Source organism: Streptomyces solincola, from assembly GCF_002982015.1.
GTDB lineage: Bacteria > Actinomycetota > Actinomycetes > Streptomycetales > Streptomycetaceae > Streptomyces > Streptomyces solincola.
Map to the genome: position 1 here is coordinate 1 of NZ_PVLV01000024.1, position 12426 is coordinate 12426.

A 12426-nucleotide genomic window follows, 5' to 3' on the forward strand; every position below is an offset into this window, starting at 1 on the left:
GGGCCGCGGGGGGCGGGGGCGGCGCACAGGTGCGGGGAAAGGGGTGACGGGGGTGTGCGCGGCGGGGGGGGGTCACCGAATCGCTCGGGTGTCCGGCCGGGAGGCGGCGTGGGGTGGGGGCGTGTGCCGGTTCTTCGGCAGGGTGGCCCTGTTCAGGGTCGGCTGTTCACCGGCGGCCGACCGGGCCGTCGTGGCCGGAGGGGGCTGGCCAGAACGGCCGCCGCCACCACGGTGAGTACGAGGTCGACCAGCGCCACCGCCGCCGGATGGGCGTGCCAGAACGGCCCGCCGGCGGCGCAGCCGATGAGCGCCGCGACGATGACGGCGCGGCCACCGCGCTCCCGGCCCCGGTCCGTCCACCCCATCGCCTGGGCGACCGTCCTCGGCTCGCCCAGCTCCGCGAGGGCCGCCAGCACGGCGCGGTCAGGGGCGTGCGGCGCACGGCGGACCACCGTGTCGACGTGGTCGGCCAGGGCGTCCGTCAGTTCGGCGCACTCCCGCCGGGGGGCCGGGCCGGCGTGGCGCATCAGTTCGGTGAGATAGCGGCGCACCAGGGGATGCGTGCGGGCGATCGCCGCGGTCATCCGAGGAACACCAGGTCGGCGGAGATCAGCCGGGACGCCCCCCACACCCGGGTGAACGCCTCCAGGGTGTGCCGGCCGTCGTCGGTCAACGCGTAGCCCCGGGTGCCGTCGGGCAGCCCGGCCGGGCGCACCAGCCCCAGAGCGCGCAGTCTGAGCAGGACCGCGTAGACCGGTCCGGTGTGCTCGGTGAGGACGCCGGCGCGGCGCAGCCGGGAGGCGATGTCCGCTCCGGGAAGCGGGTGCGACGCCAAGAGCTGGAGCAGGCAGTAGAAGGCCGGGGCGTCGCGGACGGTCCGTTCGTCCGACGGGTGCATGGGGAGGTGTTCGTGGCGCATGGGCGGCGGCTCCTCGCTGCGGTGCGGGGGTGGGACCCTCTCGAATCGCGGGGTCCGCCGACGATAGGCGCCACTGCGCGTACGGCGTACTGGACGAACGCTGAGCGACCGCCGCCGGGTGGCCGGTCAGCGCGGCTGACGCAGACGGCCGGCGCGGCGCTCGACCCGCGCCTGGACCCTCTTGGCCGTGGCTGGAAGGACACGCCCCCGACCGGGCGCGGGTGTTCCGATCGCCGGGTGCGCCGGCAAGCAGTCGCCCCGGCGCCGCACCCGCACACCCCGGCCATGGCCGAGCACGCCGGACCCGCGGTGCCCGCTGGCCGTGATCACGCGGCCCCACTGGCCCCGGCACGGACCCCGTCCGTGCCGGGGCCGGCACCCCGGGCGGAGCACGGCGCGCATGAGGCGCTGCCCCCACCGCCGGGTTCGGCGGTGGGGGCAGCGCAGTGTCACCTGCGGGGCCGGCGGGTCACGCCGGCGCCCCTCACGGTGTGGCGTTCAGCCCGCGGACGACGCAGTTGTGCTCCTTGGCCTGCTTCCGCCAGGCGGGCGTGGGGTCCATGAAGTAGAAGACCCGGCCCGCGCGGTAGTCGTCGACGTTCTTCTGCAACTGCGCGCAGAAGGGGTCCTGGCGGTCGTACTCAGCCGCCGAGGCGGTACCGGGAGAGGCGAGCAGCGCCCCTGCCGCGATCACCGCGGTAAGCCCCGCGGTGGCGATACTCGTACGCATCGGAAGTGGTTCTCCTCAGTTCGGTGCTCGCTCATCATGAGCAGGGCTCAGGTCGTGTCGGGGTCGAAGACAGGCGTTACCGCCCCGCCCTCGACCGCTGCCGCCGGGGCCGCGGGGCCGGTGCGCACCGGCGGACCGGCCCTCACCGCGCCCCGCACCGCGTCGACCGTCTCGGCCCACTCGGCCCGCGGGTCGAAAGACTCCCGCACGGCCTCGGCGGGCGTCTGCCCGTCCAGCAGGTGTTTACGGGCCAGCTCCCTGGGGTGCAGGTCGGAGAAGGTGAAGTCCTCGTACCCCGGTCCCAGTTGCGAGCGGACCTCCTGCTGCGCGCCGTCCGTGAAGCGGCGCACGTTCTGTAGGAAGGAGGTCACCTGGCGGACCAACTCCGGCAGCTTGTCCGGCCCGAAGACCAGGACGGCGATGACGGCCAGGGTGACGAGCTTCAGCAGCCCCACGTCGGGCAGCATGCGGGTACTGCTCCTTTCCGGGGCCGCTCCGGGCCCCGCACGACGTCGAGGGACGCCGGTCAGACGGTGAAGGCCCCGATGAGGGTGGAGATGAGGTCCGCCGCGGCCGACACACCGGTGAAGATCGCCTCGTACATGTCCGTCTCCTTCTCGTCGTCTTCGGTTCTCGTGGTACCGATGAGCGCGCATCCGGTGCCCCGACGGTAGGAAGGGCTCGGTTAAGGGCGGGCTAAGGGAGTCCGAAAGATCGACTGCCCGTCAGAAGACGGCGACGGGCGCCGGACGCGGGAAGGCCGCCGCCCTCGGTCGGCCGGTCGAGCGGTCGACCTCTCCTCCCCCGGTCCGGGGGCCGATCGCATGACAGCGTTCCGTTAATGCGGAGCTTCCTGACCGCTTAACAGCGGGCCGCCTACCTTCCGGAACGAGTGCTGCCCGTTTTCCGCAGAGTGGGGACACGAACCGATGGAATTCCTGGTCCTGGGATCGCTGGAAGTGCGCCGGTCGGATGGGCCGGTGCGCGTCCGGGGCATGCGCCAGCAGCGGCTGCTGGCGCTACTGCTCCTGCACCGCGACGCGGTGGTCACGGTGGACCGCCTGGTCGACGAGCTCTGGGACGACCCGCCGCCGTCGGCGCGGCCGCAGGTGCACAACGCCGTCCGCGACCTGCGACGCACTCTGGCTGCGGCCGAAGGGGTCAGCCTGGACACCTCGGACGCGGGCTACCGGCTGGCCGTGCCCGCCGACTCCGTCGACGCGGGGCGCTTCACCCGGCAGGTGCAGGCGGCCAGGACAGCCGCCAGGGAGGGCAGGACCGGCGAGGCGATCGGGCTGCTCCAGGCGGGTCTGGACCTCTGGCGGGGCGAGGCGTTCGCCGGCATCACCTGCCCCGAGGTCGCCTCCGCCGCCGTCCGCCTCGGCGAACAGCGGATGACCGCCATCGAAGAGCTGATGTCCCTGCGTCTGCGGGCCGGGGAGACCAGCTCGCTGGCGGGGGAGCTGCGCGCGCTGGTGGCGAGCCACCCGCTGCGGGACGAGTTGCGGGCCTGCCTGATGCTCGCCCTCTTCCGCGGTGGCCGGCAGGCCGACGCTCTCGCCGTCCACGACGAGGGCAGACGACTGCTCGCCGAGGAGATGGGGCTCATGCCGAGCCGCAGGCTCCAGGACCTGCGTGCCGAGATCCTGGCCGACACCCCGACGGCCCGCGGCACGGGGGCGCGCGATGACTCCGCGCCCGGCCGCGAGCCCACCGCGGACACCGACCGCCCGGCGGATTCCGGCGCGCGGACGCCGGAAGCCGACGGCCCGGTGGTCTCCGGCGACCGGCGGCCGGACCCCGCCGGGCCGACCGCCGGCGGTTCCGGCGCGCCCGCGCCCGGGCCGGCGGCCGGTCCGCGCAACTGCCTGCCGCACGACCTGGCCGATTTCACCGGCCGGTCCGAGGAGCTGCGTACGCTGCGCGAGGCCGTGGCGGCGCCGCGAAGCGACACACCGCTGATGATCGCCGTCGACGGCATGGGCGGGGTGGGCAAGACCTCGCTCGCGGTGCGCTTGGCGCACCAGGTCACCGACCGCTACCCGGACGGGCAGTTCTTCGTCAACCTGCACGGGTGCAGCGCGCGGCGGCCGCCGCTGCCGGCGGGCCAGGCGCTGGCCCTGTTGCTCCAGGCGAGCGGGGTGGCCGCCCGGGACGTCCCGGACACGCCCGCCGAGCGCAGCGCCCTGTGGCGGTCGCGGTTGGCCGGACGACGCTGCCTGGTGGTACTGGACGACGCCGAGGACATCGCCCAGGTGGCACCTCTGCTGCCCGGCGCCGGGTCGGCGCTGGTGCTGGTCACCAGCCGCCGCAGGCTGTCGTCGCTGGACGGCGCGCATCCGCTGTGGCTGGACGCCCTGCCGCCGGCCGACGCGGCCCGGTTGTTCACCCGGGTGGCCGGGGCCGAGCGCACCGCCGGACAGGAGGCGCAGGTGGCCCGGGTGGTGGAGCTGTGCGACCGGCTGCCGCTGGCGGTCCGGATGGCCGCGACACGGCTGCGGGACCGGCGTACCTGGACGGCCGCCGACCTGGCGGACCGGCTGGAGTGCGCCCCCCAGCGGGCGCGCTGCCTGCGGACCGCCGACCGGGACCTGATGGCGGTGCTCCGGGCGTCGTACCGGCATCTGGATCCCGCCCAGCGCCGCTTCAGCCGCCTGATCAGCCGGCAACCGGCCTCCTCGTACGACGTGGAGGACGCCGCCGCGCTGTCCGGGCTGCCGGCCGGTGACGTGGAGAGCCTCTTCGACGTGCTCGTGGAGCACAACCTGGTCCGCGAGGACGGGTCGGCCCGCTTCTCCTTCCCCTCCCTGGTGCGCGACTGCACACGGGAATTGGCGGTCGACGGAGCGGCGTGAGGCGGCCGCACGCGAAACGGCGGCGGCCCGACGGGGCGGGACGCGCCGCCTTCCGCCGTGCGGCCCCGCCAGGACGACGGCGGACGCCTCGGCGCCTCGGCTTCCCCAGGCCCCGGGGTCCGGCGCTCCGGGCATGTCGGCGCCGAGCCGGCGCACCGGCCCGTCAGGCGGCGCGGGGAGGCCGATCGCAGGGAAGACGCGGTCCGACCGTGCGACGCCGTCCGGCCCCTCCCGGCAAGGGCGGCAGAAGGCGACCGTCAGGCTCCGGCGTGCCGGCGGGTCGGGCGACGGGCAGTCCCCTCACGTCGTCCGGCGCCGGAGCGACACGTAGAGGTATCCGCTGATCGCCACGGGCACGCACAGGGCGAGCACCGGTGCGATCAGGATCCAGTACCCGCCCGCGGGGGCGACTGCGGAGACCCGCGCCACCACGAGGGAGACCAGCGGACCGGTCACCGGGGCGAGGGTGCCGAGGACGCGCTCGTGCCGCCGCCAGCGGTCGGAGGTCCAGAGCTGGTGGACGCCCACGGCGGCGGCGACGAGACCGAGCGGCCACGCGACCACGAACAGCAGTCCGGCCAGCCCCAGCAGGATGAGCGTCCAACCGGTGCGGCTGTCGTTGCGGTCGCGCAGCTCCTGGGCCAGCTCCGGAAGCACCGCCGTCTCCGGTGTGCCGAATCCGTCCAGCACACGGGCGACCTCCAGATCGCCGTGCGCGTCCGCCGCCCGCACGGCGGCCCGCAGACGGGCCTCGAGCCGGGCCGTCACCTCCTGCCTGCGGCGGGTCGGCAATTCGGCCAACTCGCGCTCGGCGGCAGCCAGGTAATCATGTATGAGGGGGTGTTCGTCGCTTTTCACGCTTCGTCCATGCATAGAGTCTGGCAGTTCTCCGCCCGCGCCCCGGCGATTTGCACGACTGCTGTCGGGAGAAATGCCGAACGGGGCGGCGCACCTCGCGTCACCGCGACTTCCCTTTCTACGCGGCCGACGGCTAATCACACGCCTATTGCTCTCCTCATGGGCATTAATGCGTCCGCCGGCGACTGGAGCCGATGTCGTCCCCCCGTCCCCCCGATCGGCGGATGAGCGTACGCACACAACCGGGCTGTAATGGACATCACGCGTATTCCCGACTCGCGGATCCGCTCATCCGGCGGACCCGCGGACCTGGAAAGGAGATGAGGACATGCCTGTATCCCGGTACGAGGGGCGCTTCACTCCGGACGACGGTCCGGACGGCGGACGCGCGGCGGCACCGTCTGGGGCGGCCATGGCACCGGTCGGCGGAGGAGGGTCCGCGCCGTGCTGTGATCCCGGCGTGGTGGGCAGGACCCGGCACATGCTGGCGGATCTGCTGCACGCCGTGTGCCCGGCGGGACGAGACTCCGACCCCTCTTTGCAGGAACGTTTCGACGCCGCCCTGCTGGTCACCTCCGAACTGGTCACCAACGCCTGCCGGCACGCCGGCGGCCCGGACCACGTGGGCATGCTCGTGGAGGACGGCGTCCTGACCGTCACCGTCCACGACACCTCGGAGCAGCGCCCCTGCCCTCGTTACGAGGACGAGCGCGGCGAGGCCGGCGGTTTCGGCCTGTCACTGGTCGAGGCCCTGGCCGACGAATGGGGCGTGAGCGGAGTCGAGAGGGGCCGCGGGAAGACCGTGTACGCGGTGATGCGACTGTCCTGAGGGGAGCGGTCCGCCGCAAGCGGGACACACCCGTCCACCGGACCATCCCCCACTCGGGGGACACCGCCGACCACCTCGGCGCTTTAGTCTCACGTTAAATCCTGTCTGCCACGATGGCTGCGCGACTGCTGGACGAACACCAGTCAAGCTGCCGAGATCCGGGGGAAAGAGCCGATGCGCATCGTCCTCATTGAAGATGACGAGGAGATCAGTGAAATCCTCGCCCAAGGGTTGCGCACCCTGCGCCACGAGGTCCTCGTCAGCAATTCCGGATCGAACGGAATCGGGCTGTCCATGACCCGCGACCCCGACTTCGTCGTCCTCGACCTCGGACTGCCCGACCTCGACGGACTCGACGTGCTGAAGATGATCCGCTCCGCCTCGTCGGTCCCCATCCTCGTCGCCACCGGCCGCGGCGCGGAGGCACAGATGATCCGAGGGCTGGAGCTGGGCGCGGACGACTACGTGGTGAAGCCCTACACCGCAGGGATACTGCACGCCCGGATCGGCGCCATCGCTCGCCGTTCGCACCAGTTCGCCACGCAGGACGAACTCCAGGTCGGCGACCTGGTGGTGGACCTGCGGGGGCACACCGTCCACCTGGACGGCCGGACCCTGCACCTGCGCCCCAAGGAGTTCCAGCTCCTGGCCTACCTGGTCGCCAACTCCGGCCGCGTCATCGGCAAGAACGAGCTGCGCGCCGAAGTCTGGGACAGCGACTTCGCCTGCACCGACAAGACCCTCGCGGTGCACCTGTCCTGGCTGCGGCGGCACCTCGGGGAGAGCGCGGCGCACCCCCGTTACCTGCACACCGTGCGGGGCGTCGGGGTCAAGGTGATGGCACCGCAGCCGTGAGACGCCGCATCGCGTTGCTCGCCAGCGTCTCCACCTTCGTCTGCCTGCTGCTGTTCTGCGTGCCGTTCGTCGCCTTCCTGCGCGGCAGCTACGTCGCGCACGTCGACGAACTGGCCGACGTCAACGCGCAGATCGCCGCCAGCGCGGTCGCGGCCCGCCGGTCGGACGACGCGGCCGTGCTCCGCTCGGTGGAGGACGAACGCGTCCCGCAGGCCCAGATCGCGATCCGGATCGGCCGGGGGGTGCCGTACGGCCGGCCCGACGCCTGCGTGCGCCGCGCCGGCGAGCAGGCGAGGCCGGGCCCGACCCGCGTGACCGACTGCGGCTCCCGCCGGGTCGCCACCCGGGCGACCACCACCCGGGACGGCGTGCGCGCCTGGGTCGCCGTGGCGATCGAGACGAGCGACCAGTGGCGGTCGCTGGCGGTGGTCATCGGTCTGGCGGTGGCCGCCATGCTGCTGCTGCCCTTGGTGGCCGTGCTGGTGGCCGAACGCCTCGGGCGCTCCATGGTCCGGCCGGTGGACGCGCTGGTGCGGGCCGCGGGCCGGGTCAGCGACGGCGACCTGGGCACCCGGGTGGTGCCGGCGGGACCGCCGGAGATCGCCCGGATGGGCCAGACCTTCAACGAACTCGTGCGCCGCATCGAGGAACTGATCAACAACGAGCGGGAGACCCTGGCCGACCTCTCGCACCGGCTCCGCTCGCCGGTGACGGTGCTCATGCTCCAGGCCGAGGCGCTGCCCGACGCCGAGGACTCGACTCGCCTGCTCGCCTCCGTCGAGCGGTTGCAGCGGCAGCTCGACGAGGTGATCGACCAGGCGCGTACGCCGTCGCCGGCCCTGTCCTGCGGCAGCGGCCCCACCGACCTGCGGGTCGCCGTGGCCCGCTGCGCCCGCCAGTGGAGGCTGGCCGTGCACGGCGAGGGACGCCGGTGTGACCTCAGGTCGGCCGGCTCGACGCTGCCGGTCGACCTGACCGAGAAGGAGCTCATGGCGGTGATCGACATCCTGGTGGACAACGTGCTCAAGCACACCCCTCCAGGCACCGCGCTGGCCGTGAGCACCCGCGCGGCGCCGGACGGCAGGGCCGCGGTGCTGGCCGTGGAGGACGCCGGTCCCGGCATCCACGACGCCCGCGCCGTCGAGCGCGGGCGCAGCGGGGCTGACTCCAGCGGCCTGGGCCTGGACATCGTGCGCCGCACGGTGGAAGGGGCCGGCGGGGACCTGCGCATCGGGGTGTCCGACCTGGGCGGCGCCCGCGTGGAGGTGACGCTCCCCCTGGCGCTCCCGGTCCGCCCGGCCGGGCCCGGGCCCGGCGGACCGGGTCACCCCTGACCCCCGGCCGCTCACTCGACGATCCCGGCTCCGGGCCCCTGCCGTCGCCCGGCCAGGGACGGCGGCAGGGGTCGGTCGGTGCGCAGGGCCGTCCACAGCGCGCCCGCCTCGTCCTCGGCGGGCACGACCCGGTCGGGGTCGGCCTCGTCGGGGCGGACCGGCAGGGTCACCGCCGTGAGATGCGCCGCGTCGATGCCCTTGACCTGGTCCGCCAAGTCCTTCAGGGCCCGCACCGTCCCCAGTGCGGTGTCGGTGGTCAGGCTCTTGGTGACGATGTCGGCGATCTGGTAGGCGCCGACCGGGTTGTCCAGCTTGCCGCTGGCGTGCACGCTGCGGATCAGGGCCTTGAGGAACGCCTGCTGGAGGCCGATGCGCCCCAGGTCGCTGCCGTCGCCCACCGCGTGCCGGGTGCGGACCAGGGCCAGCGCCTGCCTGCCGCCCAGGCGGTGCCGCCCGGCCGGCAGGTCGAGCTTGCTGTACCGGTCGTGGATCGCCCGCTTGGCGGTGACCTCGACCCCACCGAGCGCGTCCACCAGGGACACGAACCCCTGGAAGTCCACCTCGACGAAGTGGTCCATCCGCAGCCCCGAGAGCTGCTCTGCGGCCGCCACGGCGCACGGCGGTCCACCGGTGGACAACGCCGAGTTGAACATCATCCGCCGGCCCGCCGGGGCGGCGGCGCAGGCCCCGGCGTCAGGCCGCCGCACCAGGGTGTCCCGGGGGATGCTGACGATTCTGGCGGCCTTGCGCCCGGCGTCCAGGTGCAGGACCATCGCGGTGTCCGACCTGCTCCCGCCCTCGTCGCGCCCCCATGCCCCGTTCCCCCCGGCCCGCGAGTCCGAGCCGAGGACGAGGATGTTCAGCGCCCCCTGGGTGTCGCTCCGCGGACGCCCGTCGCCCAGTCGCGACTCGATGTCCACGGTGTGCAGGTTGCCGTTCAGCCTGCCGATGCCGAGGGCGGCCACCACGGCCGCCGCCGCCGCCAGGCAGAGCACTGAGGCGCAGGCGACGACCACCCACCGGCGCACACCCTTCCCGCCCTGGCCACGCTGCTTGCGGCGGGTTCCCCTGGGCTTGCGGTGGCGCCGGGTCCCTCCGGCCGCGCCCCCGCCGCCTGTGCGCTGTTCTGGTTCGGTCATGGTTCCCCGCGTCAGCCGTTCGTGTAGAGCCCGTCGGACAGATCCCGCGAAGGTATCCGGCGGAGTCTGAACGGGGTGTTTACCGAGGATTGCCGTCACGCTGGGTGCGGAACGGGCGGGTTACCTACCATGGGAGGCATGGCGGGGGCCCGACCACAGAGGTGGGTACTGATGTCCGCACCGCCCCCCGATCGTGTAAGGGTCGTCGTCGCCGACGACCACCCGCTGTTCCGTGAGGGAATCAGCCGCGCACTCCAGCTCAGCGGGTTCGTCGACGTGGTGGGCGAGGCGGAGGACGGGCGGGAGGCGCTGGAGAGGATCCGCAGCGAGCGCCCCGAGGTCGCGGTCCTCGACCTGCGGATGCCCGGACTGGACGGCATCGGTGTGCTGCACGCCCTGGTGCGGGACGGCCTGGGCACCCGGGTGCTGCTGTTGTCCGCCTTCACCGACAGCGCCGCGGTCTACCGGGCGCTGGAGGAGGGGGCGGCGGGCTTCCTGACCAAGGACAGCCGGCGGGCCGACGTGGTGGACGCGGTGCGGGCGATCGCCCAGGGCGGCACGGTCGTCCCCCCGGACGTGGCGGGCGGGCTCGCCGGCGAGATCCGGATGCGCAGGTCCTCGGACGCCCCCGCGCTCAGCGAGCGTGAGCGGCAGGTGCTGAACGGGATGGCACGCGGGTTGAGCATTCCGAGGATCGCCGACGAGCTCATCCTCGGCTCGAGCACCGTCAAGACCCATGCCCAGCGGCTCTACGAGAAGCTCGGGGTCTCGGACCGGGCCGCCGCCGTGGCGGAGGCGATGCGCCGGGGCCTCCTGGAGTGACGCGGCGCCACGGACCATGGGCGACGGATCACGGGCGACGGGCAACGGGCGACGGGCGACGGGCGACGGGTCCAGCCTGCCGTTAACCCCCGGACAGCCTCCGTTGAGGGTGGCTGTCCCTAGCGTGGCCTCTGCCCGTGGTCGTGACGACTCCCCCCGTCACCACCCGGGCACCTGGTGGTTGCCACACCGTCGCCGCATGGCCTCGGGGTGCGGTGTGGCAACCCCGTCACGCGACCGACACCGACCCCGAGAAGGATGGACGCCATGCTGCGCAACGGTCTGGAGCCCTGGCACCTGCTGATCGTGATCCTGGTGGCCGTCATCCTGTTCGGCTCCCGCAAGCTCCCCGACGCCGCCCGCGCACTGGGCAAGTCGATGAGGATCCTCAAGAGCGAGGCCAAGGCGCTCCGCGAGGACGAGGAGACCGCGCCGACCGTGCGCCCAGGCGGCGGCGAAGGGGCGGCGGCCACGCCCGCCGACGCGGCCGGCGCACCCCGCGCGCCGGAGTCGCGCGCTCCGGGTCAGGCCCGCTGAGCGCGCGCCGACGACGGAGGTGACGGGACGGCTCCCGTCACCTCCGTCGTTCCCGCTCTGCCCCTCCTCACCGCTCGTCACCGCCCGCGCTCGCTCGCCGGGGGCCGCCGTCGTCCCCCCGGACTCCGTTTCCGCCGTCAGCCGTCGGGACGACGGCCTCGACCGTCGTCCCGCCGGCGGGGTTGCGCCGCACGTCGAAGGTGCCGCCCAACCCCTCGACCCGGGCGCGGTGCGAGGCGATGCCGATGTGCCCGGACCTCAGCCGGTCGCCTACCGCCTCCGGTCGAATGCCCCGCCCGTTGTCGGTGACGGTCAGCCGGACCCGGTCCGCGCCGTCCCGCATCAGCTCCAGCAGCACGCTGTCGGCCCGGGCGTGCTTGACCACGTTCTCCAGCATCTCGCGGGCCAGCCAGTACAGCGGCTGGTCGGCCGAGCCGGCCGACTCGACGTCGGCCCGGACCTCGCCGTGGAACCGGCCCCGCTCGGCGGCCTGCTCGGTCAGCAGGCGCAGCGCGGCGACCAGTCCGCCGGACGCGAGGACCTCCGGGTGGAGGGTGCGCACCGAGGAGCGGAGCTGGACGCTCGCCTCGGTCAGCGCCTCGTCGGCGCGGCGCAGGCAGTGCGCGGCGTCCGCGCCGGAGATGGACGCCTCGTCGACGAAGTGTCGGGCGGCCAGGACGTTCTGTAGCGCGCCGTCGTGCAGCACCTCGGCGATCTTGCGCTGCTCGCGCTCCTCCGCCGCCATGACGAGGTCCAGCAGTCGCAGGCGGTGCTCGGCCAGCTCCCCGATCAGCCGTACGCGCTCCTGCTGCACGGCGGACAGCAGCACGCACCCCGCGCAGACCACCAGGATGAACAGGGCGTGCACGAGGACGAAGCCCCAGTAGGGCTCCGGCCGGTGGCCGATCCCGGTCCCCAGCGCGTAGGCGGCCGCCGCCAGCACCCCTGACACGGCGGTGACGACCGGGCGCCGCTGGAACGAGGCGAGCACCGGGATGAGCAGCAGCACGTCGGCCGAGACCGGTGACGCCCAGCTGGGGTCGGAGAACTCTCCGGAGAGCGCCATGAGCGCCGTGAGCAGCGCCAGGTCGACGAACGGGTACATACCGCGGGGGAAGGCGCGGACGCCGCGCCACGAGGCCCAGAGCATGACGAGGGTCCACAGCGCGTAGACGGCGGTGAGCGTCACCGACACGACGAGCCGGGTGGGCGGCGGGTAGATCAGGAAGTCGGTGACCACGGCGATGATGACGGCGATGCGCAGCACGGCCTGGCTCCGCAACGCCTTGCGCAGGTGCCCGGCGGGCGGCTCGGTGCCGCGGCGGCGTGCGGACGGGCTGCCTGCCCTGGCGGTCGCGGCGGCTGGGGAGCCTTCGGGAAGCGTCATGTCGTCCTCGCCCCCGCCGTCGTCAGGTCGTCACCGGTGACCTCGGGCCCACACCAGTAGCGCCCCCCCGCAGCCCCGCCGCTGCCACCGCAGGCTCCCGCCCGGTCGGCTGCCCGCGGCGGGAACCCGCGGTGGCAGCGGCGGGGCTGCGGGGGGACGCT

General features: G+C 73.9%; 13 protein-coding genes. 6 read left to right on the plus strand and 7 right to left on the minus strand.

Annotated features, from left to right (window positions below):
* Positions 1-152: 152 nt before the first annotated feature.
* The 4 genes from C6N75_RS01940 to C6N75_RS01955 all read right to left on the minus strand — a co-directional run bounded on the left by C6N75_RS01940 (position 153) and on the right by C6N75_RS01955 (position 2116).
* Positions 153-584, minus strand: a complete 432-nt coding sequence (locus C6N75_RS01940; RefSeq protein WP_105867082.1) for a hypothetical protein — start codon at positions 582-584, stop codon at positions 153-155.
* Entirely contained in the window at positions 581-919 is a 339-nt protein-coding gene (locus C6N75_RS01945; RefSeq protein ID WP_219852837.1) for a PadR family transcriptional regulator, read from the minus strand. The genes C6N75_RS01940 and C6N75_RS01945 overlap by 4 nt, the downstream gene beginning before the upstream one ends.
* Positions 920-1403: 484 nt before the next feature.
* The gene (locus C6N75_RS01950) at positions 1404-1649 is read right to left on the minus strand and encodes a hypothetical protein (RefSeq protein ID WP_105867083.1); all 246 of its coding nucleotides are present in this window, start codon (positions 1647-1649) and stop codon (positions 1404-1406) included.
* A gap of 47 nt (positions 1650-1696) precedes the next feature.
* The gene (locus tag C6N75_RS01955) at positions 1697-2116 is read right to left on the minus strand and encodes a sec-independent translocase (RefSeq protein WP_181160286.1); all 420 of its coding nucleotides are present in this window, start codon (positions 2114-2116) and stop codon (positions 1697-1699) included.
* A gap of 462 nt (positions 2117-2578) precedes the next feature.
* Here C6N75_RS01955 and C6N75_RS01960 point away from each other — a divergent pair, with 462 nt between their 5' ends.
* Entirely contained in the window at positions 2579-4504 is a 1926-nt protein-coding gene (locus C6N75_RS01960; protein WP_105867085.1) for an AfsR/SARP family transcriptional regulator, read from the plus strand.
* A 300-nt stretch (positions 4505-4804) separates the two neighbouring features.
* Here the strand turns inward: C6N75_RS01960 and C6N75_RS01965 are convergent, their stop codons facing one another.
* On the minus strand, positions 4805-5272 hold the full coding sequence (locus C6N75_RS01965; protein WP_105867086.1) for a hypothetical protein: 468 nt from the start codon (positions 5270-5272) through the stop codon (positions 4805-4807).
* Positions 5273-5822: 550 nt separating this feature from the next.
* Here C6N75_RS01965 and C6N75_RS01970 point away from each other — a divergent pair.
* From C6N75_RS01970 to C6N75_RS01980, 3 genes are all read left to right on the plus strand, one after another.
* Complete coding sequence (locus C6N75_RS01970; protein WP_181160287.1) at positions 5823-6191, plus strand: ATP-binding protein; 369 nt, start codon at positions 5823-5825, stop codon at positions 6189-6191.
* 174 nt (positions 6192-6365) lie between these two features.
* Positions 6366-7046, plus strand: coding sequence for a response regulator transcription factor (locus C6N75_RS01975; protein ID WP_105867088.1), 681 nt, complete (start codon positions 6366-6368; stop codon positions 7044-7046).
* The gene (locus tag C6N75_RS01980; RefSeq protein WP_105867089.1) at positions 7043-8380 is read left to right on the plus strand and encodes a HAMP domain-containing sensor histidine kinase; all 1338 of its coding nucleotides are present in this window, start codon (positions 7043-7045) and stop codon (positions 8378-8380) included. Before C6N75_RS01975 ends, C6N75_RS01980 begins: the two co-directional genes overlap by 4 nt.
* An 11-nt stretch (positions 8381-8391) precedes the next feature.
* On the opposite strand, the gene C6N75_RS01985 is transcribed toward C6N75_RS01980, so the two are convergent.
* Positions 8392-9519: an LCP family protein gene (locus C6N75_RS01985; RefSeq protein WP_105867090.1), complete on the minus strand. Its 1128-nt coding sequence runs from the start codon at positions 9517-9519 to the stop codon at positions 8392-8394.
* A 171-nt stretch (positions 9520-9690) separates the two neighbouring features.
* On the opposite strand from C6N75_RS01985, the gene C6N75_RS01990 reads away from it, so the two are divergent.
* Positions 9691-10341 carry a response regulator transcription factor gene (locus C6N75_RS01990; protein ID WP_105867091.1) on the plus strand — a complete coding sequence of 217 codons (651 nt, stop codon included), beginning with the start codon at positions 9691-9693 and terminating at the stop codon, positions 10339-10341.
* 267 nt (positions 10342-10608) lie between these two features.
* Entirely contained in the window at positions 10609-10878 is a 270-nt protein-coding gene (tatA, locus tag C6N75_RS01995; protein ID WP_105867092.1) for a Sec-independent protein translocase subunit TatA, read from the plus strand.
* Positions 10879-10945: 67 nt separating this feature from the next.
* Here the strand turns inward: tatA and C6N75_RS02000 are convergent, their stop codons facing one another.
* Positions 10946-12265 (minus strand): sensor histidine kinase, encoded by a 1320-nt coding sequence (locus C6N75_RS02000; protein WP_146132456.1) that lies wholly within the window; start codon positions 12263-12265, stop codon positions 10946-10948.
* Positions 12266-12426: the final 161 nt, after the last annotated feature.

Bases quoted from the DNA above. Each gene is read 5' to 3' on its own strand.
- C6N75_RS01985 (WP_105867090.1), bottom strand. From the start codon at position 9,519: ATGACCGAACCAGAACAGCGCACAGGCGGCGGGGGCGCGGCCGGAGGG.
- C6N75_RS01990 (WP_105867091.1), top strand. From the start codon at position 9,691: ATGTCCGCACCGCCCCCCGATCGTGTAAGGGTCGTCGTCGCCGACGAC.
- C6N75_RS01940 (WP_105867082.1), bottom strand. From the start codon at position 584: ATGACCGCGGCGATCGCCCGCACGCATCCCCTGGTGCGCCGCTATCTC.
- tatA (WP_105867092.1), top strand. From the start codon at position 10,609: ATGCTGCGCAACGGTCTGGAGCCCTGGCACCTGCTGATCGTGATCCTG.
- C6N75_RS01960 (WP_105867085.1), top strand. From the start codon at position 2,579: ATGGAATTCCTGGTCCTGGGATCGCTGGAAGTGCGCCGGTCGGATGGG.
- C6N75_RS01975 (WP_105867088.1), top strand. From the start codon at position 6,366: ATGCGCATCGTCCTCATTGAAGATGACGAGGAGATCAGTGAAATCCTC.
- C6N75_RS01950 (WP_105867083.1), bottom strand. From the start codon at position 1,649: ATGCGTACGAGTATCGCCACCGCGGGGCTTACCGCGGTGATCGCGGCA.
- C6N75_RS02000 (WP_146132456.1), bottom strand. From the start codon at position 12,265: ATGACGCTTCCCGAAGGCTCCCCAGCCGCCGCGACCGCCAGGGCAGGC.
- C6N75_RS01945 (WP_219852837.1), bottom strand. From the start codon at position 919: ATGCGCCACGAACACCTCCCCATGCACCCGTCGGACGAACGGACCGTC.
- C6N75_RS01955 (WP_181160286.1), bottom strand. From the start codon at position 2,116: ATGCTGCCCGACGTGGGGCTGCTGAAGCTCGTCACCCTGGCCGTCATC.